Source organism: Tunicatimonas pelagia, assembly GCF_030506325.1.
GTDB lineage: Bacteria > Bacteroidota > Bacteroidia > Cytophagales > Cyclobacteriaceae > Tunicatimonas > Tunicatimonas pelagia.
Genome location: NZ_CP120683.1, coordinates 4,290,021 through 4,309,137, shown reverse-complemented (window position 1 = coordinate 4,309,137; position 19,117 = coordinate 4,290,021). Strand labels below are relative to the sequence as shown.

Annotated in this window: 23 protein-coding genes; 7 read left to right on the top strand and 16 right to left on the bottom strand. The window is 44.8% G+C overall.

Annotation, left to right across the window (positions count from 1 at the left end):
- Positions 1-121 precede the first annotated feature (121 nt).
- A complete protein-coding gene (locus tag P0M28_RS18535; protein WP_302210920.1) occupies positions 122-1,141 on the bottom strand; it encodes an SPASM domain-containing protein in 1,020 nt (339 codons plus the stop codon).
- A 57-nt stretch (positions 1,142-1,198) separates the two neighbouring features.
- Between P0M28_RS18535 and P0M28_RS18530 the strand changes: the two genes are divergently transcribed.
- The 3 genes from P0M28_RS18530 to P0M28_RS18520 all read left to right on the top strand — a co-directional run bounded on the left by P0M28_RS18530 (position 1,199) and on the right by P0M28_RS18520 (position 3,555).
- Positions 1,199-2,038, top strand: coding sequence for a BadF/BadG/BcrA/BcrD ATPase family protein (locus P0M28_RS18530; protein WP_302204150.1), 840 nt, complete (start codon positions 1,199-1,201; stop codon positions 2,036-2,038).
- An 80-nt stretch (positions 2,039-2,118) separates the two neighbouring features.
- On the top strand, positions 2,119-2,976 hold the full coding sequence (gene murQ, locus P0M28_RS18525; RefSeq protein ID WP_302210919.1) for an N-acetylmuramic acid 6-phosphate etherase: 858 nt from the start codon (positions 2,119-2,121) through the stop codon (positions 2,974-2,976).
- Positions 2,977-2,979: 3 nt separating this feature from the next.
- Positions 2,980-3,555, top strand: a complete 576-nt coding sequence (locus tag P0M28_RS18520; RefSeq protein WP_302204148.1) for a hypothetical protein — start codon at positions 2,980-2,982, stop codon at positions 3,553-3,555.
- Here P0M28_RS18520 and P0M28_RS18515 read toward each other — a convergent pair.
- The 5 genes from P0M28_RS18515 to P0M28_RS18495 are packed head-to-tail and all read right to left on the bottom strand — an operon-like array spanning position 3,550 to position 6,552.
- Positions 3,550-4,188, bottom strand: a complete 639-nt coding sequence (locus tag P0M28_RS18515; RefSeq protein WP_302204146.1) for a SprT-like domain-containing protein — start codon at positions 4,186-4,188, stop codon at positions 3,550-3,552. The genes P0M28_RS18520 and P0M28_RS18515 overlap by 6 nt on opposite strands.
- A gap of 14 nt (positions 4,189-4,202) precedes the next feature.
- The gene (locus P0M28_RS18510) at positions 4,203-4,559 is read right to left on the bottom strand and encodes a hypothetical protein (protein WP_302204145.1); all 357 of its coding nucleotides are present in this window, start codon (positions 4,557-4,559) and stop codon (positions 4,203-4,205) included.
- Between the two features lies 1 nt (position 4,560).
- Entirely contained in the window at positions 4,561-4,767 is a 207-nt protein-coding gene (locus P0M28_RS18505; protein WP_302204144.1) for a hypothetical protein, read from the bottom strand.
- A gap of 56 nt (positions 4,768-4,823) precedes the next feature.
- Positions 4,824-5,507 carry a cysteine hydrolase family protein gene (locus P0M28_RS18500; RefSeq protein ID WP_302204143.1) on the bottom strand — a complete coding sequence of 228 codons (684 nt, stop codon included), beginning with the start codon at positions 5,505-5,507 and terminating at the stop codon, positions 4,824-4,826.
- Between the two features lie 52 nt (positions 5,508-5,559).
- Complete coding sequence (locus P0M28_RS18495) at positions 5,560-6,552, bottom strand: NAD-dependent epimerase/dehydratase family protein (RefSeq protein WP_302204142.1); 993 nt, start codon at positions 6,550-6,552, stop codon at positions 5,560-5,562.
- A 152-nt stretch (positions 6,553-6,704) separates the two neighbouring features.
- Here P0M28_RS18495 and P0M28_RS18490 point away from each other — a divergent pair, with 152 nt between their 5' ends.
- A complete protein-coding gene (locus tag P0M28_RS18490; protein ID WP_302204141.1) occupies positions 6,705-7,253 on the top strand; it encodes a hypothetical protein in 549 nt (182 codons plus the stop codon).
- A 1-nt stretch (position 7,254) separates the two neighbouring features.
- Here the strand turns inward: P0M28_RS18490 and P0M28_RS18485 are convergent, their stop codons facing one another.
- Both P0M28_RS18485 and P0M28_RS18480 read right to left on the bottom strand, forming a co-directional pair.
- Complete coding sequence (locus tag P0M28_RS18485; protein WP_302204140.1) at positions 7,255-8,130, bottom strand: carbon-nitrogen hydrolase; 876 nt, start codon at positions 8,128-8,130, stop codon at positions 7,255-7,257.
- 65 nt (positions 8,131-8,195) lie between these two features.
- A complete protein-coding gene (locus P0M28_RS18480; RefSeq protein WP_302204139.1) occupies positions 8,196-9,227 on the bottom strand; it encodes an agmatine deiminase family protein in 1,032 nt (343 codons plus the stop codon).
- A gap of 431 nt (positions 9,228-9,658) precedes the next feature.
- Between P0M28_RS18480 and P0M28_RS18475 the strand changes: the two genes are divergently transcribed.
- The gene (locus tag P0M28_RS18475; protein WP_302204137.1) at positions 9,659-9,844 is read left to right on the top strand and encodes a hypothetical protein; all 186 of its coding nucleotides are present in this window, start codon (positions 9,659-9,661) and stop codon (positions 9,842-9,844) included.
- 10 nt (positions 9,845-9,854) lie between these two features.
- A complete protein-coding gene (locus P0M28_RS18470) occupies positions 9,855-10,778 on the top strand; it encodes a class I SAM-dependent methyltransferase (protein WP_302204136.1) in 924 nt (307 codons plus the stop codon).
- 49 nt (positions 10,779-10,827) lie between these two features.
- Here P0M28_RS18470 and P0M28_RS18465 read toward each other — a convergent pair whose 3' ends face one another.
- Both P0M28_RS18465 and P0M28_RS18460 read right to left on the bottom strand, forming a co-directional pair.
- Positions 10,828-11,385: a nucleoside hydrolase gene (locus tag P0M28_RS18465; RefSeq protein WP_302204135.1), complete on the bottom strand. Its 558-nt coding sequence runs from the start codon at positions 11,383-11,385 to the stop codon at positions 10,828-10,830.
- 70 nt (positions 11,386-11,455) lie between these two features.
- On the bottom strand, positions 11,456-12,703 hold the full coding sequence (locus P0M28_RS18460; RefSeq protein ID WP_302204133.1) for an outer membrane protein assembly factor BamB family protein: 1,248 nt from the start codon (positions 12,701-12,703) through the stop codon (positions 11,456-11,458).
- A gap of 168 nt (positions 12,704-12,871) precedes the next feature.
- Here P0M28_RS18460 and P0M28_RS18455 point away from each other — a divergent pair, with 168 nt between their 5' ends.
- Entirely contained in the window at positions 12,872-13,582 is a 711-nt protein-coding gene (locus tag P0M28_RS18455; RefSeq protein WP_302204131.1) for a YebC/PmpR family DNA-binding transcriptional regulator, read from the top strand.
- A gap of 542 nt (positions 13,583-14,124) precedes the next feature.
- Here P0M28_RS18455 and P0M28_RS18450 read toward each other — a convergent pair.
- From P0M28_RS18450 to P0M28_RS18425, 6 genes are all read right to left on the bottom strand, one after another.
- Positions 14,125-14,892, bottom strand: coding sequence for a LytR/AlgR family response regulator transcription factor (locus P0M28_RS18450; RefSeq protein ID WP_302204130.1), 768 nt, complete (start codon positions 14,890-14,892; stop codon positions 14,125-14,127).
- Positions 14,889-15,914 carry a sensor histidine kinase gene (locus P0M28_RS18445; protein WP_302204129.1) on the bottom strand — a complete coding sequence of 342 codons (1,026 nt, stop codon included), beginning with the start codon at positions 15,912-15,914 and terminating at the stop codon, positions 14,889-14,891. The genes P0M28_RS18450 and P0M28_RS18445 overlap by 4 nt, the downstream gene beginning before the upstream one ends.
- Positions 15,915-16,030: 116 nt before the next feature.
- Positions 16,031-16,654, bottom strand: coding sequence for a hypothetical protein (locus tag P0M28_RS18440; protein WP_302204128.1), 624 nt, complete (start codon positions 16,652-16,654; stop codon positions 16,031-16,033).
- 19 nt (positions 16,655-16,673) lie between these two features.
- Complete coding sequence (locus P0M28_RS18435; RefSeq protein ID WP_302204127.1) at positions 16,674-17,333, bottom strand: DUF2306 domain-containing protein; 660 nt, start codon at positions 17,331-17,333, stop codon at positions 16,674-16,676.
- A gap of 11 nt (positions 17,334-17,344) precedes the next feature.
- Positions 17,345-18,037, bottom strand: coding sequence for a hypothetical protein (locus P0M28_RS18430; RefSeq protein WP_302204126.1), 693 nt, complete (start codon positions 18,035-18,037; stop codon positions 17,345-17,347).
- A gap of 100 nt (positions 18,038-18,137) precedes the next feature.
- The gene (locus P0M28_RS18425) at positions 18,138-19,004 is read right to left on the bottom strand and encodes a hypothetical protein (protein WP_302204125.1); all 867 of its coding nucleotides are present in this window, start codon (positions 19,002-19,004) and stop codon (positions 18,138-18,140) included.
- Positions 19,005-19,117: the final 113 nt, after the last annotated feature.

Genomic DNA, 19,117 nt, shown 5'->3' with positions numbered 1-19,117 from the left:
AAATAATTTTATCAGCCGAAAAAGTTACGATATTTTCAGCATTTTTCATACAACGTAGAAAATTCTGACTTCGTTTAATTCTTGCTAAGAACTTACTCGCATATTTTCATCTTACGAAAAATTAAGCCCACACCTTGGTGCCTTCAGTACAGTTTTGGCAGATATCGATCTGCTGGCGCGACTGTAGTAACTGACTTCGGAACTGCTGATAAGCCTCGCCGTACCAAATCTCCCGAAACGATTTTTGCTGTACTGAACCCAGCACATGGTGGGCATCCTTATCAAAGCAGCAGGGGACGATGCGCCCATCCCAGGTCATGACGCAGGAGTGCCACATCTTCCAGCAATGGTCTAATAGTTTATTCTTAATCGCGTAGCTTCCATCAGCTTGCTTTCGGTAGCGGGCGTATTTTTCTTTTGTTGGAATAAGAGGTGAACCTTGTTCGTAGTCGTAGATTTGGGCAGTTTTGAAGCGTACTTCGTCTACCCCGATTTTTTTAGCAATTTGCTGTACTTCGTCAATCTGATGCTCATTGGGTTGCACTACCAGAAACTGAAAAATAACATTGGGAGTAAGCGAACGCAGTTTCTTCTTCCAGCGAATAATGTTCTCGGTTCCTTCCAGCACCTTATCCAGCTTTCCTCCAATTCGATACGACTCATAGGTTTCTTGGGTAGTGCCATCGATAGAAACGATTAGTCGATCTAAGCCGGACGCCACTGTTTTCCGGGCGGCTTCGTCCTTTAGAAAGTGCGCATTGGTAGAAGTTGCCGTGTAAATATTTCTTTGAGCAGCGTATTCCACCAACTCTAAAAACTGCGGATGCAGATACGGCTCACCCTGAAAATAAAGTAATAGATACAAGAGTGTTGGGTGCAGTTCGTCAATCGTTTGCCGAAATAAATCTAACGAGAGCTTTCCGGTGGGGCGGGTAAAAGAGCGTAATCCGCTGGGACACTCGGGGCAGCGCAAATTACAAGCGGTAGTGGGTTCTACGGACAAACTGATGGGCAAACCGGAAATTATCGGTCGTTGGTTGAACCGCGATCGGTAGTAGCTTCCTAAAACCTTAGATGCATTGGCTACCCGACGCACCGAGAGCTTGGATAAAAAATTACGCTGATCTTGCCATTTGCCCATTGCCTTATCTACCTTTGTGGAATTCAATGTTCCGTAATCCAACGCAGTTTTCCAAATATGCAGCTCATTGCCGATAGCGGCTCTACCAAAACCGATTGGAGGTTAATTGATAGCAAAGGAAAAATCTCTCAAGTAAAAACCGTAGGCTTTAATCCTTATCATCAATCATCCGAAGATATTACTGAGCGGTTGCAGAAAGAATTGTTGCCACAAATAACCGCTGAGATTGAAACCATCCACTTTTATGGTGCCGGTTGTTTTACCGATCTGGCCTGCCAAACGGTAAAAGATGCTCTGAAAAACATCTTTCCGAAAAGTAAAGCCGAAGTACACAACGATTTACTAGCGGCGGCCCGGGCACTCTGCGGTCATCAGCCGGGTATTGCCTGTATTATTGGTACCGGAGCTAACTCTTGCTTGTACGATGGAAACAAAATTATGGATAATATCCCACCATTGGGCTACATTATGGGCGACGAAGGGAGTGCTACTTGGTTGGGTAAACAACTACTCAATAGCTACTTTAAACGATGGATGCCCAAGGAGCTACGACCGAAGTTTGAGAAACGTTTCTCGCCATCGGTGGGTGATGCGCTAGAAAACGTTTACCGTCAGCCCCAAGCCAATCGCTATCTGGCGCAGTTTTCCCGCTTTGCTTTTCATTATCTGAAGCACCCGTGGGTTGCTAAGCTAGTCTACGATGGATTCAATGCGTTCTTTGATAAAAATATCGTTCAGTACACTGATTATCAGCAGCAGCCAATACACTTTACCGGAGGGGTGGCGTTCTACTATGCTAACCTGCTTCGTCAGGTAGCCAACGACCGAGGCGTACGAGTGCAAAATATTTTAGAAAGTCCCATTGCGGGACTCACGCTATTTCATCAAGGCGAATGAAAATTTTAGTTTTATCCGATCGTTTTCTCTCTAACTGAAGTTATCTTTTGGTCTACCAAATTACTTAACTCGTTACTGATATTAATAGTAGTCACTATCAATTATCCACTTTCCATTGTCAACTAAAAACTATGTCAACTACCGAATCATCTTCACTGTACAATGATCTGGAAAAAATGCCGCTGAGCGAGCTGCTGGCGGGAATCAATAACGAAGACAAAAAGGTCGCTTACGCCGTAGAAGAAGCTGTTCCACAGATTGAAAAACTGGTAGAAGGCATTGTAGCCCGAATGAAGCAGGGAGGACGTTTATTTTACATTGGCGCAGGAACCAGCGGTCGGTTAGGCGTTGTAGATGCATCGGAGTGCCCACCTACTTACGGAGTACCACCCGAGTGGGTTATTGGTATTATGGCGGGAGGCGATGCGGCTATCCGCAAATCGAAAGAATTTGCTGAGGATGATCCTGAGCAAGCCTGGCAAGATTTACAGGAATATAATATTGATGAGAAAGATACCTTAATAGGCATTGCCGCTTCAGGAACAACCCCTTACGTAATTGGCGGAGTAAAGATTGCTCGTGAGAATGGCATTCTGACCGGATGCATTACCTGTAATCTGGAAACCCCTCTGGCCGCCGCCGCCGAAGTTCCAATTGAGGTAGTAGTGGGACCGGAATTCGTCACCGGAAGTACCCGTATGAAAGCTGGGACGGCTCAGAAATTAGTACTAAATATGATCTCGACCTCAACCATGATCGGTCTTGGTCGAGTAAAGGGAAACCGTATGGTAGATATGCAGTTAAGTAACAATAAGCTGGTTGACCGGGGCGAACGGATGATTATGAGTGAGTTGGAAATAGATAGAGAACAAGCTAAACAACTGCTGGAAGAACATGGTTCAGTACGGAAAGCAGTAGAGGAATACCGAAAACAGTGAAGAATGCACAACATTGAACCTTTCCATCGCTGGCTGAGCGAGTACGATGTATCTTCAGATACCCGATCCCCCTTCTTTGGTAAGGAATATAATTACGACCTGTACACCAATACCATCTACGGTTACTACATTGATCCAGGCTGGGATTTTATTGGTTCTGAAACACTCTACATCAAAATTCTGTACGCCGACTACGAGCGGGGTTTTGTGATTATGGAAATGATTGGGGAGTGGAATGACGCATTGCACAATGATATTATGCACCTCAAACGCAATATTGTAGATCAGTTACAAAAAATTGGGATCAACCAGTTTATTCTGATTGGGGAAAATGTGATGAACTTCCACGGTTCCGATGACTGCTACTACGAAGAATGGTTTGAAGATGTAGAAGACGGCTGGATTGCCCTAGTCGGCTTCCGGGATTTTGTACTGAACGAAATGACGGAGTACAACATTGACTCGTACTTGAACTACGGCGGAAATTTACAGATTGATAACTGGCGCACCATGAAGCCCCAAGCGTTCCATAAAGTAGTTGACGGTCTGATTATGCGTCGCTTAGCTTGGCCTTCATGAAGCAGCAATAGTACTGTTCGCTTCCTCAACGTAAGCACTGAGCGCAATGGTGTAGCGTTTGCCACTGGCTACTTCTCGGCACAAAGCCCGGGTACGCCTGACTTTCTCTTTTAAAAACTTTCTTCCCTGAAATACAAATTCTTCCCGCTCGGCTACTGAAGCAAGAGTCACGTTACTGTCCAACGATTTTTCTCGCAGCAGTGCCTGTAGCAAATGTGCATCAGCGTGAACCGTAGCTTTGGGATTACAAGCGTAGTGCTGCAAAGGCAGTAGTACCTCTTCGGAAACCATCGGCTGCGTTAACACAGGTTGTAATAATTTCCGAAAGCAGCTTTTCCACTCTGCCCCATGCGGACGAATTCTAAATCCGTGTTTTTGAAACGCGATTAAATGAGCCACTTCGTGCAAATAGGTCAGCAGAAAAGCTTCGGCGGGCAAAGTACGGTTTACCGAAATTTGATACTGTTCCTGACCACTGGCTAACTTGCGGTAGCGATAGTCGCCCCATTTACTCTGCCGATGATTCGCCAGCTTCAGCCGAAACCCGTACTGCTGCCATAGCTCAACGCAGTAGCTCTCCGCTGCCTTCGGTACGTAATTGTGGAATGGAGTGGTTAGGCTAGTTTGGGGCATAAATCGTCTAGTATTTAAAGCGTGTTCTTACCTTCACTTATCAAACTTCTGACCCTGCCATCCTCAATTTTGATCAAATACTGTTTACCATTTATTTTAGGATTCCAGCCCATTTTTATCGACTGCCTTATCCAATTAGCTACGTCTGAGGGAGTGACCGGTACGACTCCAGTAGTAGCCCAATCTTTAGGGTGCTTTCTATCTGTATAGACTACCAATACTGAGCCACAGTACTCAATATGCTCTACCGCTAATCGTATTTGCCCACTACCATACGCCCATTGCCCATAAGTCGCTTTCTTTCGGATTAGCCACCGATAAGATTCGTTATCCACCTTAATGATCCTTGTGCCTTTTTTGGGAATTGCCATTTTAGTGCTTCTTTCGGATTTCCTCCAATGTCCGAGGCTGTCTTTTCCAAATGCCGAACAAACCTTCAGTATCTATATTTTTGTTGCCTTTTGTAATTGATCTATGAAGAATAACAGGGGTATCTACATAGTCAGTATTTATAGCTTCTAGTGCAGCTAATACCTTTTTAAGCTCGGCATCATTGTTAACTTCTATCGTTATTTTCATGTGTGAAATTTACGAACTTTTCGCGTAGTTTTAAATAGAGTACTCACTACCTACGCTTACTCCGCTATCTTGATATTATTAAAATTTACAACTTCAATGCCTCTATTTCTAAAATCAGCCATCATACCATCCTTTGTAGCCTCAGATTCTGATAAAATAGCTTCCTCAATTAAGTTGATGCGGTAATTTCTATTCTGAGCTGCTTCAGAAGTTACGTCGATACAGTAGGCTGCGTCTAACCCAACCATATACAAATCACTGATTTTGTTACTAATCAAAATGCTGTCAAGATTAGTATCAGCGAATGTATCATTGCCAACTTTAACCACTTCTAGGTCTGATTTTAGCTTCAATCGTCTATCAAAATTGGCTCCTATACTGCCTTTCGCATAAGAGTTGTCTAGCAAATTAATCAGTGGGTTAGAAATTTCGCTTCTGGCGTAAACGACCAAAGCATTGCTCGCCTTAAAAATATCAGCTATACGATTGATTATACTGATTAAGCTATCAGCGTTTTCCTTATAGAAGGCATTTCTTGAAACATAACCAGTGGTGCCCTCCTGAACATCGATTACTAAAAGGGCGGCTCTACGTTCTCCATAATGCGCAATAGGCTGCCCTAATGATACATCAGACCAATGCTTCTCAAAGATTTTGAAGTTGACAAATACTATTATTACAAAGAGAAGCAACAAGCCAACAATGCTAAAAGTAACCTTCTTTATGGTGCCTCTTTTCATCAGTCATGTGATTCTTTGCTATCTGAAATATACAACAAAAGCCTAAATAACATTACCTCCGATCCAAGTACCCATTTTCTTTAAACCACGCGAAGCACTCTTGGATCGCAGTATCAATGGGGGTTTGGGGCATGTTGAGTTCGCGGACGGCTTTGGCAGCGGTAAAGTAGTGACCGTCGCAGGAAACCCGAGCCATTTTGTAGCTTACTTTGGGCATGGCTCCAGTCAGGTTACCGTAGATAGTTCCCAATCCACCGAAGGCTTTGGTGAGTGAGGGGGGAATGGCAAACTTGGGTGGCTCTACCCCAACAATTCCCGCAATCTTGGTAAATGCTTCTTGGTAGCTAAGATTTTCGTTACCCAGAATGTAGCACTCGCCGGGACTTCCCATCTCGATGGCATTAACAATGGCGGTAGCGGCATCGCCTACGTACACGTAGTTCTTCCCTCCGGTGGGGTAGCCCGGTACCTTTCCTTGGTACACCGCCAGCACCATCTGCCCCGAACTGGGCTTATGGTCATTAGGGCCAATCATAAAAGTCGGGTTTACCACTAATCCGGGAAAACCGTTACGAGCCTCTTTCAACATTACTTCCTGTGCCAAATACTTGGTTTCCATATAGCCCAAACCGTACTGTTTAAACTTGGGTGGGGTAGTCTCATCACCGGGCTGTTCTTTAGTACCAAAACCTAACGCATTGGCGGTACTTACTGCAATCATGCGCTTAATATTCGCTTTCTTTCCCGCTTCAATCAGGTTGATCGTACCCTGCACATTGGTGGCAACGTACTCGGGTGAACGAGCGGGCCAGAGTCCGGTATCGGCGGCAGCGTGAATAATCACATCGCAACCCTGAACGCCTTTTTTCATGGTGTTGGCATCAGTAATATCCCCTAAGAATATCTCAATATCTTTTCGGTGCTGATGGCGTCGGGCATCGTGTTCATCCCGAAAGAGGGCTTTTACTGCGTAGTTTCGCTTTAGCAGTTCAATCAGCACATTGCTACCCAGCAGTCCACTGGTGCCCGTTAAAAATATAGTCATAGTAAGGGTTGTAAACAACGGGCAAAATTAGCGTTTTATCGGTAGTCTGGAAGGAATTATTATAAAGTTTATTAGAAGTTGATTTCGCCCCGCGAATTGGCACTCTTTGTGCCTTTTCCTTCAATAGTTTCACTTTTTAACGCAACCTCTTTATGAAATTTTTTTTCCTAGCATCTAGCTTTGTCTTACTTTCTCATTGCGTACTAGCTCAAGTGGCTGAAGGTAATAAGTTTGCCAACGGTACGGTCAATTTATTTTTAGGCGAAAACCTTTCTCAAGTAGTTATCGCTCCGCAATTAGGCTACTTTATTAATAATCAGATCGCCGTGGGTGGGTCAGTTGGGCTAGCCTACTCGTCGGTTGGTGATGGCGGTAATGTTTCGGTCACGTTAGCTCCCTTTATCCGACGGTATTTTCCCATTGTAGATGATAAATTTTTCTTCTTTCTGAATGGGAGCATCGTTTTCGCTTACGGTAATTACTCCATTGGTGGACTTGAGATGACGGGAGAAGATACTTTTTCTATCAGCTTAAATGCTGCCCCTGGCTTTATCTATTTTCCGAGTGAGCGATGGAGTTTGGATTTCACCCTATCTGGTCTCAGTTTAAACTTTATCAGTCTTGATGAAAACCCTTCAGTTGCTCTGCTTCTAGGAGCAAGTACCGTATCGCCGGGGTTGGGTTTTAGCTACTACTTCTGAGCTAGTCCCGAAACCGCTTCGTAAGGTCACCAAAGGCATCAATACGGCGATCGCGGAAGAAGGGCCAAATGCGCCGTACATTTTCGGAGTGGGCTAGGTCAATTTCTGCTATTAGATTTTCTTCTTTATCTGAGGAAGCTGTGACTAATATTTCTCCCTGTGGACCCGTCACGAAGCTATGACCCCAGAATCGTATTCCATTGGTCTGTTCCGAAGGGTCAGTCTCATGACCCACTCGGTTTACGGAGACTACCGGAAGCCCGTTAGCCACTGCATGTCCTCGCTGGGAAATTACCCAGGCATCCTGCTGCCGTTGCTGTTCATCTGCCAGATCGGTAGACTCCCAGCCAATGGCAGTAGGATAAATGAGTAAATCAGCCCCGGCTAAAGCCATCAATCGGGCTGCTTCGGGGTACCACTGATCCCAGCAAATTAGCACCCCTAGTTTACCAGCGGAAGTCTCGATGGGGTTGAAACCCAAATCGCCGGGGGTAAAGTAGAATTTCTCGTAGTAGGCCGGATCATCAGGAATATGCATTTTGCGATACTTGCCAGCAATGCTGCCGTCTTTTTCCAGCACTACGGCGGTGTTATGATAAATTCCAGCAGCGCGTCTTTCAAAAAGTGATGTTACTAGCACAATACTTAGCTCACGAGCGATATTTCCAAAATACTCGGTAGACGGTCCGGGAATGGGTTCGGCTAGATCAAACTGACTAGTATCTTCGGTTTGGCAAAAGTATAGGCTGTTGTGCAACTCTTGTAGTACCACCAGTTCAGCTCCTTGCTGGGCGCACTGGCGAATGTTGTGCTCTAGCTTTTTCAGATTGTCACTGGTATCTGCGCTGTTTTGTTGCTGTACTAATCCTACGGTCATGACTATATTAATTACGTGTATCCAGGTTTTGCAAAACTACGGATAGCCTGTAAAAAGTTTACTTTTTAAGTAATTACCTCTGCCGGATACTGCATGGTGACACAGTGCAGTGAGCCATGTTGTTGCACCAATGCTTCACAGGGAATACCAATGATCCCCCGATCTGGAAAAGCTTGCTGTAACACTTCTCGAGCGGGTTCATCTTGGGGTAGACTGTAGAATGGCAGCAGAACCACATCATTCATGATTAAAAAGTTGGCGTAGGTTGCTGGCAATCTATTATCATCTTCATCGTACATAGCAGCAGCCATTGGTAAAGGGATTAGATGGTAGGGTTCATCGGCTTGCATTCTCAACTGTTGTAGCTCTAACTCCATTCTAGCCAGGGCTTCGTAATGCTCATCGTCAGAATCAGTACACTGTACGTAAGCAATGGTTTGTGAATTACAGAAACGAGCTAGAGTGTCAACGTGGCTATCAGTATCATCACCCACTAAATATCCATTCTTGAGCCAGAGAATACGCTGAACTCCTAAGGTTTCTTTCAGATATTCCTCAATTTGTTCTTTAGTCAGATGATCATTCCGGTTTCGCGACAATAAACAAGCTTCGGTTGTTAGCAATGCTCCTTCTCCGTCTGACTCCAGACTACCGCCTTCCAACACAAAATTCTTTCTTGGTTCATATTTAACCGTTGGGGAGAAAACTTGCTGTTCGTAAAGTTGATGAGTAATCTGGTTATCCAGGTTGGCGGGAAACTTCAGCCCCCAACCATTGAACTGAAAGTCTAATAATACAGGCTGACCGTTATCTAGTACCGTGACCCCACTATGGTCGCGAGCCCAGGTATCATTGGTAGGCACTTCACAGTAGATAACGTTCGCTGGATCGCAGTGAATCAGATGCTCTTTTACCACATTAATATTAGGACAGGCAACCAGCAGTTTTTGCCGGAGTGAAATTTCGTAAGCAATGCGTTGGTAGCAGGGAATCACTTGGTCTAGTGTGCTTTGCCAGTCCGTTTGGACATGAGGCCAGGTCAGTTGTACTCCACTCTGAGGATACCATTCAGCCGGAAAAGATCGCTTACTACTCATACCGTGAATAACAATGTGAAAAACCCTTGCCAAATAGAAGTCTAAAATGGATAACTGCCCCGGCCTAACCGGATAAGCAAATAGTACTTTAGCAATTAAGCAAAGTAGAACCAAATCTGATAGATAAATGTTCTTGCCCTAACTAAAATATAGCAAAATTTGAATATTATCACGGATATCTTCTGCAAATAGCAAAATGAGTTCCCAGGCCCAATTAGGGCTATTCGTTGCCGAATTTTGAAAAAGGTTTGCTCTAAAATACAGATAATTCAAAAAAATTGCTTATATTGTGAACTTCACTGTTAGTTATGTTAAGCGAAAGGCTTTTATTCCTTTCCTTACCATTAGTGAATTTTACCTGCAAGTTCGTTGATGTTTTTTATCAAGTCTTGTGGAAATTGTTTCGTTTTTCACCTTTAATCCCTTAGCTTTTGGCACGACCCACAACTCGCAGTATCACGCTCAAGTCCGGTTATTACATTGAAGTTCGACAGAAAGGAGAACCAAAAGGTATTAAGATTCGCCGAGACACGTACCCTCAGATTCAAGCTGCTATTCGCCGTTACGAGCATCTGTATGAAGTTAAATATATTGGCGAAGTAAAGGCATCCGCTTAACATTTCTTGATTGAGCAGTAGTCGTCAGTCCAATCGGCACCATTCGGAAGATCATTTAGGGGAAGCTCGGGAGTACTGGTGGAATGACGACTACTTAGCTTTAATTGCCCAACGGTTAAACACCCAATCTTATCAAAACGTAGCCGATATTGGCTGCGGCTACGGAAGTATGACCTTCCGCCTAGCTCCCTACTTTGCTAAATCTGCCCACCTCATTGGAATTGATTTTGAAGAGGCTTACGTCAAAAAGGCTCGTCAGAAAGCCAAGCGCATTCAGAAATCTCTCCGTAGTCGTTTTACTTTTCAAGTAGGCAATGCTGACGAAATCCCGTTGGAAGATGGACAGATGGATTTCACCTTTTGTCAGACACTGCTCATTCATGTTCCTGAGCCAGTTAATGTAATTAAGGAGATGAGGCGAATCACGCGCCCCGGCGGGTGGGTAGTGGCCTTTGAGCCTAACAATCTAGCCTCACACCTCATGTTCGACTGCTACGCTGACACTGAGTACGATGTGCCTCAAATGCTGGAAATGATGGAAGTACGCCTACGCTGCGAGCAAGGTAAACGTAGGTTAGAGGAAGGCTTCAATTCGCTGGGAGGTGCTATTCCTGACCTTTTCAAACAAGCTGGCCTTCGTGATATCCAAGTATGGATGTCGGATAAAACCCTGCCGCTAATTCCCCCTTACAATAGCCGGGAAGAACGGGTTCGCGCTGCCCAGTTAGTAGATTGGTTGGAAAATGAAGAAGGTGGATTGGGCTACCAAGAAACGTTGCACTACTTCCGTGCCGGAGGGGGTAAGAAACACGTGTTTGAGCGCTACTGGCAACGCGTGTTAGCGTATAAAACCAAACTGCTTACTCAACTAAAATCCCAAACCTACTTCTCATCTGGGGGGCAAGTCATGTACATTGTAGCTGGGAAAGTATAATTACCATTCCGTTTACAATCTCAGCTGTTCTTATTCCTTTATTCTCTATTTATCCAGTGGTTGGTTCCGTCATCAGTCGGTTTAGCTCAGCGGTGACCTCAGGAATAAATTCTGCCCGCGGTAATACATAACATTGATCTTTATTGGGCGAAGATCGCCACTCGTGCGTTCCGTTTTCAAAAACTTCATTTACTACACTACTATCGGGTTGAGTAGCTAATATCTGGCGATAAAGTTGTACTGCATCCGGTAGAGAGTCAGAAGAAGTAACAGTGTTAGGGTAGGTTTCGGCTATTGATTGGGCATACGCACTAGAACGACTAACGGCCTCGCCTTTCGGCACTCCAATGGGTAAGTCGGAGCGTCCGTAGAACGTATTAATTGCATTCAGGCAAGGGGCACTCCAGGGGTTAGCGGAAGAAATTACTGTAGCCAAAATTTCGGCCTCACCCCGATCAGCGAGTGCGTGCAGTATCGCAGTGGCAGCCACATCATCTACATCCGAATCCATATCGGTATCGTAAATGATTTTTACTGCTTGCCCTAACGCAGGTGAAATGTAGAGAGATAATCTGGTTAGTACAGCCAAGAGGTTTAAGAGAGTCATAGGGTTTAAGTATTGACAGCATCAATATACCTATCTCATCGATTATCCCCAATTTCACCTTCTTAACTTTCTACCATCCACCCCGCTTAAATACACCATTTTGAGCTACGACAATGGGAGGAAATGGTCTGTTAAACTGAGAATCAGTATTTACCCACAAAAACTCCCCAGTAGCAGCATCTAAGCAAATGATCCCCACCGAGCTATCAAAGTCATCAATATCGAAATTTTGCCCATCAAAATATAACCTCCCGTTGGCGTACACCGGAGAAGTGTCAACGCTTATACGGTCATTTTCCCAAAGTAACTCCCCCGTTTCCAATGATACTGCAAACGGGCGACCGTTAATACCACCAACCGCTACAATGGTACCCCGCTCATACACTCCAAACACTACATTACCCGCTACCGCCGGGCTGATTTGAGCAGCATCACCTAGTCCGGTATCTACTGTCCACAATACTTCTCCACTACGACGGTCTAAACAATATAAGCTTGATTCTACTGAACCCGAGCCACCCTGAAATAATACCTTATCGCCCGCAACTACCGGAGTACTAGCTCCATCAAAATCATTGAGTAGCTGTTGCCAAAGCAATTCACCCGTGGCAAAATTACGGGCTTCAAAGTTCTCAGTAGGCACATAAATAATATCATCAGCAATAGCGGTGCTGCCAGTTAAACCCTCTTCGGCGAGAGGCACCCGCCAAATTCGGCTTCCATTAGTAGCATCAATTTTGTGCAGGTAATTATCATCTATAGATCCGGAAGTACCGTGTACCAAGGCGTTATCGTGCAAAGACACTCTTCCGTACATATTATCAAACGGATCATCAGGTTCAATCTGAAAAGTATACTCCCAGCGGATACGTCCGGTAGTAGCGTCGGTAGCGGTCATAATGCCCCGCAAGCCAGCCACGTAAATAGTGTTGTTAGCGTAAATTGGCGACATTTTACTGATACTACTGAAGTAATAATCGGGAATACCCGTTTGCCACAGCACTTCATTAGTTTCCACATTGAACGCAGTCAACCCATTGTCTTGAGTCACACAGTACAGCACTCCGTTGTGGTACTCCGGCAGGCTTTCAATATCATTGAAGTCATCAAAAAACAATATCCGACGACTAATTCCAGTATTAGGATCTAGGGTATAAACCTCTTCACCTACAGCCACCAGTAGAAACTCATTGAGCGAAGGGTCAGCCTCGCCCAGTAAAGAAGTTACGAGGGTAGGGTTTACGCTTTCGTCAGCCTCAGAGCAGGCTAGTAGAAAACTGATGATCGCCAGTGTTAGGAAAAGTAAATTGGTACGCATACGTCTCAAATTATAGTTGAAGTTAACCGTATATCCTAGTGTAACCGTAAAGGTTAATGAAATGAATTGCGTAGTGTCTCAAGATTAGAAGGACACTAATTTTCTGTTGGCAAATATGGGTTTCCACTCTGGGCTTCGTAATTTCGCTTGGTTTAAATAGATAAAATTATGGGAAGAGCCTTTGAATACCGCCGGGCGGCGAAAGAAAAACGTTGGGATAAGATGTCTAAAATCTTTCCCAAACTTGCCCGATCTATCACCATTGCCGCTAAAGAGGGCGGAACCGACCCCGACATGAATGCTAAATTGCGTACGGCTATCCAGAATGCCAAGGCACAGAATATGCCTAAAGATAATATTGAGGCGGCTATTAAACGGGCAGAGGGCAAAGATGGGGATGACTACGTGGAAGTACTGTACGAAGGCAAAGGCCCCCACGGAGTATTAGTTGTCGTAGAATGTGCGACTGATAATTCTACCCGCACGGTTGCTAACGTAAAATCCTACTTCAACAAAGCCGGAGGCTCGCTGGTACCGACGGGCTCGCTAGACTATATGTTTAACCGTAAAGCCGTGTTCGAACTGGTTTCCCCCGATAATTTTGACCAAGAAGAATTGGAGCTGGAACTAATTGATGCCGGACTGGAAGAAATTGAGGAAAATGAAGATAAGGTCTACATCTACGGCGACTACACCAACTTCGGTTCACTCTCCCAGGCACTGGAAGAAAAACAGATTGAGGTAGAAAAGTCTACCCTTCAGCGTTTTCCTACCACCCCAGTAGAATTTAGTGAGGAACAACTCGAAGAGATTGAAAAAATGCTCGATAAACTGGAAGACGACGACGACGTGCAGGCGGTGTATACCAATATTGAATAAAGCGTTATACTTCTATCTTTTAAATGATGGCCAGCCAAAACCCGATTACCCGGAAGGAGGTAATTTAGAATTTGCCGGTGGACTAGACACCTTCACTTTTACCAACTTGCAAAACAAAGGAATAATAGCAGGCCTGCCATCGGTTTGCCCAGCTTAACGCAGGGCTGGATTATTAGACGACTTTGGGAGGTACTACTAATTATCTAGACTCCGAGGGTAATCTCAATTCGCTTGATCTTACTGGTCTTGGTAAACTGAGAATTATTATAGGCGGTACGCACTTTTGGGATCATGCCGATTTCTATATAGCTATTCCGGTAGCCAGCCCTATTCTCAATTAGGAAAATCAGCGTATTGATTATTTGGTTAGGGTAGAAACGGTTTTCAAGTACTATCCTTTATCATTTGGTTAGTGTACTTTCGCGGCAAAATTTATTATTGTACACCCAAGAATCTAAATCTCCCTGCGCCCTCTTTTTCCAAGGGGGCGCAGGGGGATTTAATATATGTTCACAAGAACAATTAATAAATCATTAATACTATCACCCCTCTAACCACTGCTTAAAAGCCTTGGTTTTTCCCTTGCTGACAATCACTTCATCAGTAGGATCGGGTTGGAGGTTTAGTTTGAGACGGCTGTTGAAGTAGGTATGAATTTGTTGAATGGCTTCCAGATGCACCAGGTACTGCCGATTAATGCGGAAGAATTTTTCGGTGTCTACCAATTCATCCAATTGCTCGAGGGTGTAGTCTACTACATACTTTTTTCCTTCGGGGGTAAACAGAAAGACTAGCTCGTTTTCGGTGTAGAAGTAAGCAATTTCATCATCAGAAATGGGAACTAACTGCTCGCCTTTTTTTACTAGAAAACGTTTTTTGTGGCGACGACCGGTATGCTGCAAATTATCTAGCAATCGCTCAATCTTACTAGCGTTTTCTTCTTCTGAAAATTCACTTTTAAATTGTTTATACTTAGCGATAGCTTTTTCTAATTCCTCAAACTTAATAGGCTTCAGCAGATAGTCGATACTTTTTACTTTAAATGCCTGAATGGCATATTCATCGTAAGAAGTCGTGAAGATAATGGGGCTTTTAACCACTAGTTTCTCATAAATTTCAAAACTCAGCCCATCGGATAATTGAATATCGGATAGAATTAAATCCGGGGCGGGATGTTCGGTAAACCAGCGGATAGCCGTTTCTACACTATCCAGCACATCTACAACTTCAACAGGTTCGTCGAGACGACCTAGCAATTGCTGCAAGCGCTCGACTGCCGGATATTCGTCTTCGACGATTAATAAATTCATGAGGCAATCAACGGAATGCGTACCGAAAATAACTCAGCCGATTGATTGATTTCTACCGGACTGGGAGTGAGCAGCGCGTAACGGTTAATAATGTTTTGCAAGCCCGTCTTAGTAGATTTCTCCATCTCCAGGATGTTCTTCTTCTGTACGTTATTCTCTACCACTACGTAGCCATATCGATCTACTGTAATTCGCAGCGTTAGCGGTTTGTCTTTAGAGATTACGTTGTGCTTAAGCGCATTTTCTACCAGAATCTGCAAGCTCAGGGGGGCTACTTGTCGTTTCAGGCTTTCTTCTGGAATATCATTTTCTACGATCAGGTTATTGCGGTAACGGGTTTTATTCAGAAAAATATAGGACTGCACAAACTCCAGTTCTTCCGCGAGCGAAACCGTTTCTTTCTGACGGCTCAACAGTACATAGCGGTACACATCCGAAAGCTGCTCCAGGTACTTTTGGGCATCCGTATTATCTGGCTCAATCAGCGCGGCCAGGGTGTTCATGCTGTTGAACAGAAAGTGAGGGTCGAGTTGACTCTTTAATACTTCAAATTGGGAGCGGATGTTTTCTTTGGCTAGTGTCTCAGCTTGCTTAAGGTTTTTGACCCACTCGCTGAAGAAGTAGGCACCCTCATAAATAGAAACCACAATAGCCGTAGGAATGAGATTGGAAAACACCATAAACCAGTGTTCACCCGTTTCGCAAACGGTATGGCCTACCAAACCAAACAATGCATCTATGGCAAAAGTAGCCACTACGGTAAATACCACACAACCAATTACTTCAATGAACAGTCGTCGGGCTGTTTGCTCACTGTGCGGATATACCCGGCGCAGTCCCATAATAATGGCTCGGTTACCCTCCCAAAGCGAAAACGTGAAAGCGAGAGAAACCAAAAAACGTATGCTAATATTAGTCAAGTCATTGGCTTGACCATCATAGTACACGGCCATAGAGATGAGTGCGACGAGAGGTACTCCAACCAGACGTACGTTACGCTCACTGGAAAAGAAATATTTCATATGCAAAAGATACGGATAATTTACGGGATACGAAGCCATCTTTAGTACACTTGTGGTTCGTTTTTTAAACAAAAGAGAAGCTACCGTATTGTAAAGCAGCTTCTCTTTTGTTTTACTTAATCTTTGGTATAGATAATATCTTGAAGACTACTGGCGCGGTTAGCGCAGATGTCTCCCTCGCGCGACCCAAAGCGCAGCGTATTATTTTTCAGTTGAATAATGTCTTGTTCTATACATTCATCAATCCCGGGAAAAATGCTACACCCGTCGGTGATGTCGTAAACGACGTTGGCTTCAGTGATACCACAAGCCGAAAAACCCAGGGCATCGAGTAGTTGCCGGTTGTCAAGTAAGATCTCGAGCGATTGTTCGGTATTGGCAAAGTCAGCCTCCCAGGTTTTCTCAAAACTCGAGCTTGTTCCCAGTATCGTAAACGGCCCGGTTGATCGATAATTCAATACGGGAGTCGTCAGGCCTTCGTCGGCAAATATGCTTACGTTTATAGTATTAAGCGTATCCGTGAACGTAAAAGTCTCAGTCTGATACACAACCGCAAAGGGCGATCCTGGTGCGTCAATCGGGAACTCTAATATACCGTCGCTACTCCAGGTACCTTGTAGCTCAGTAACTACATCGCTGGTAGAATTAATCTTAGGCTGCCCGAGGCCATCATCATCTTCAGAGCAGGCTGTAAAAATAAAAGGGAGTAACAGTACCCATACTACAATGTTCGATTTCATAAGTCTAATGTTTAAAGGGTTAAATTGAATTTTTCGTCTGGTAAATAATTATTGGATATGATTCTTTGGGGTGCGATCGATCTTGTATCAAGTACGCAATCCCCAGATTGGGTAGCCAACACAACCACGCCACCACCCGGTAGGCAGTAACAAACTCGCCAAAAAGTATTATAAGTAGTGGTAGTAAGATTCTAAGCGTAACCGCAGCCAGACAGAGTGCGTAGCTGTAGGTCATCATTGCCCGATGCTGAACCACTTTACCCCGAATAATGTAGTAGCAGCCCGCTCCGGTAGTAGCTAGCCAGGCAATGCCCAGCGTAGCAAACCCCAATCCACTGATTAGGCCACCGTTAGCCGATTGGGCAATGTATATGCCGCTCAGTCCGCTAATCAAGACAGCTACCGCGTATACGATACCTACAGTGCCATGTGCTGACGGATGCAACTGACGCAGGCTTTTAACAAATTGCATCCAGCCTACCGCCAAAGCTACCCCACCCAGGCAAATATGGCTGTAAAATGCAATGTTCCACGTTGTGCTCACCAGCAGCTCACCCGACTTATGCATTAGTAGACCTACCGGCTGATTAGCCAACAGATAATACAACGGGTAGAGCGAAACAGTGAGACTGGAGATACAAATCAGTCGCCAGGCAGTAGTTTTTAGGTTACGGGGCATAGTTTCTTGTATTAGAATATGATGGTTGCGCCTATATTGAGGGCGCCGAACCGCCACGTGTCATCACCAATACCGTTAACTTCTACCCGAGTGCTTAGCTGCTGGTAGACGGTTTGTAACTCTATAGCGGTACTGTTCTTGAAGGGGGTAAATGTGTAGCCGAGCCCGATACTTCCGGCACTACCAATACCGAACTGGTGAAAAAACTGCTGATCGCGACCTTCGGCTAAAAAACGGTTCTTGGTCCACACGGCACCCAGGCCTACTTCGCCCCGCAAGAAGAGATTGTTCTCAGTAAAAGGGTAATATTTGGCAGCAGCACCGGCGGTCAGAAAGTTGAAATAGTAGGCTTCTGCCTCTTCACCCTGTTCCGGAGTTGAACCAGTTTGGGCGTTGCGTACTACGGCACCCAGCATAAGCCCCTTCACTTTCGTAGGTTTGTAGAAGCCGATGCCAAAACTGATGCCACTTAGCGAGGAGTAGTCACCTACCTCCCGGCGGTTGCCGTCTTCTCCGGCAAAGTAACTTTGGCCGTTATCTCGTAAGTTCTCGGCTCGCATGAGTTCGCTACCGCTCTGTAAGAAGGGGGTTACCCAACCTACGTTCACCTCCACTTGCGTATTCTGTGAAAGAGGGTTCTGGGCTACACTGTTTTGGTAGCCCATTATTGATACAATAGTTAAGAAAAAGATAATATATTTCATGATAGATAAAGTTTAAATGTTATAGTTAATAGATAGCAGCGCGCAGTGCCCAATCCACAGTTACGAAAAATAGGTGTAGCAATGCTCTATGAACCGCCACCTAGCTACTCAGTAAGTCAATACTATTTACCCCACCAATGCCGAACATGGTAAAATACCCTGCCTTTTTAGTGGGTATGTCTACTTTGAAGGTCAAATCCTGGTACTCCGGGGTAGCGGCTCCGGTGCCGAAGTTTACCCCCAAAGCTTGAAATGCCCCCAGCGTTGAGTAGCGATAATTAGCAATGTAGGAGGCTTTAGACTTTTTGCTAAACGGTTCCTCCATACCGAGTTCAAAACCGTTGAAACCAACTTGACCTAAAAACTCCCGCTTCTCGGTATTGCCCCCGCGTAACTGTAAATCAAATACTCCGGCTAAGGCATTGCCGTATTCCGCTAGGAAAGCTCCAATCAAGAAATCCGATTTATCCAATACGTTGTAGTTAAGCATACTGACTGGGCCTCCAGTAGAGCTTAGCGAACCGTAGTGACTGGGGTTAGGGTTGATGCCTTCTAGCCCCCAGAGTAGCCCTGATAGTGAGTTCCCGCGAATAATATCGTTACGATCGTCACTATTCACGACCACTTCGGCGAAGTTAGCTGCCATCCGAGCCGGATCATTGCGAGAACCAGCGTAGCGTCCGGTTTCTTCCAGGTTGAATGAGCGCGAACTCACCGTTGCTAGCTCATTATTGGTAGCTGTTTTGTCTGACTCAGCGGTGATAATAACCTCTTCGCCCATCAGCACATTTTCTTCCAGCGAAATGTCTAGCACAATCACATTGACCCCGGTTAAGGGAAAGTCTGACTGAGCATCCACAATCTGCCCGCGAACGGTTTGAGTAGCGGAACTTTGAGCATATAACGATGAAAAAAATAGGCTGACCCAAGCAAAGATCAGTATGAGAATACAGAATAGTCTTTTCATAGCGTAAAGAGATTTGGATAACTGGGTACGCTACAAAGATGCTAGATTGAGTACTGCTACGCCGAGAAGATCAGGTGAACCGTCGGAAAGCTGGGGTGAATGGACTACCTGTT

Bases quoted from the DNA above. Each gene is read 5' to 3' on its own strand.
- P0M28_RS18535 (WP_302210920.1), bottom strand. From the start codon at position 1,141: ATGGGCAAATGGCAAGATCAGCGTAATTTTTTATCCAAGCTCTCGGTG.
- P0M28_RS18505 (WP_302204144.1), bottom strand. From the start codon at position 4,767: ATGAAAATAACGATAGAAGTTAACAATGATGCCGAGCTTAAAAAGGTA.
- P0M28_RS18490 (WP_302204141.1), top strand. From the start codon at position 6,705: ATGAAATTTTTTTTCCTAGCATCTAGCTTTGTCTTACTTTCTCATTGC.
- P0M28_RS18530 (WP_302204150.1), top strand. From the start codon at position 1,199: ATGCAGCTCATTGCCGATAGCGGCTCTACCAAAACCGATTGGAGGTTA.
- P0M28_RS18425 (WP_302204125.1), bottom strand. From the start codon at position 19,004: ATGAAAAGACTATTCTGTATTCTCATACTGATCTTTGCTTGGGTCAGC.
- P0M28_RS18435 (WP_302204127.1), bottom strand. From the start codon at position 17,333: ATGCCCCGTAACCTAAAAACTACTGCCTGGCGACTGATTTGTATCTCC.
- P0M28_RS18430 (WP_302204126.1), bottom strand. From the start codon at position 18,037: ATGAAATATATTATCTTTTTCTTAACTATTGTATCAATAATGGGCTAC.
- P0M28_RS18520 (WP_302204148.1), top strand. From the start codon at position 2,980: ATGCACAACATTGAACCTTTCCATCGCTGGCTGAGCGAGTACGATGTA.
- P0M28_RS18515 (WP_302204146.1), bottom strand. From the start codon at position 4,188: ATGCCCCAAACTAGCCTAACCACTCCATTCCACAATTACGTACCGAAG.
- P0M28_RS18440 (WP_302204128.1), bottom strand. From the start codon at position 16,654: ATGAAATCGAACATTGTAGTATGGGTACTGTTACTCCCTTTTATTTTT.
- P0M28_RS18445 (WP_302204129.1), bottom strand. From the start codon at position 15,914: ATGAAATATTTCTTTTCCAGTGAGCGTAACGTACGTCTGGTTGGAGTA.
- P0M28_RS18455 (WP_302204131.1), top strand. From the start codon at position 12,872: ATGGGAAGAGCCTTTGAATACCGCCGGGCGGCGAAAGAAAAACGTTGG.
- P0M28_RS18495 (WP_302204142.1), bottom strand. From the start codon at position 6,552: ATGACTATATTTTTAACGGGCACCAGTGGACTGCTGGGTAGCAATGTG.
- P0M28_RS18480 (WP_302204139.1), bottom strand. From the start codon at position 9,227: ATGAGTAGTAAGCGATCTTTTCCGGCTGAATGGTATCCTCAGAGTGGA.
- P0M28_RS18500 (WP_302204143.1), bottom strand. From the start codon at position 5,507: ATGAAAAGAGGCACCATAAAGAAGGTTACTTTTAGCATTGTTGGCTTG.
- P0M28_RS18510 (WP_302204145.1), bottom strand. From the start codon at position 4,559: ATGGCAATTCCCAAAAAAGGCACAAGGATCATTAAGGTGGATAACGAA.
- P0M28_RS18485 (WP_302204140.1), bottom strand. From the start codon at position 8,130: ATGACCGTAGGATTAGTACAGCAACAAAACAGCGCAGATACCAGTGAC.
- P0M28_RS18450 (WP_302204130.1), bottom strand. From the start codon at position 14,892: ATGAATTTATTAATCGTCGAAGACGAATATCCGGCAGTCGAGCGCTTG.
- P0M28_RS18460 (WP_302204133.1), bottom strand. From the start codon at position 12,703: ATGCGTACCAATTTACTTTTCCTAACACTGGCGATCATCAGTTTTCTA.
- P0M28_RS18465 (WP_302204135.1), bottom strand. From the start codon at position 11,385: ATGACTCTCTTAAACCTCTTGGCTGTACTAACCAGATTATCTCTCTAC.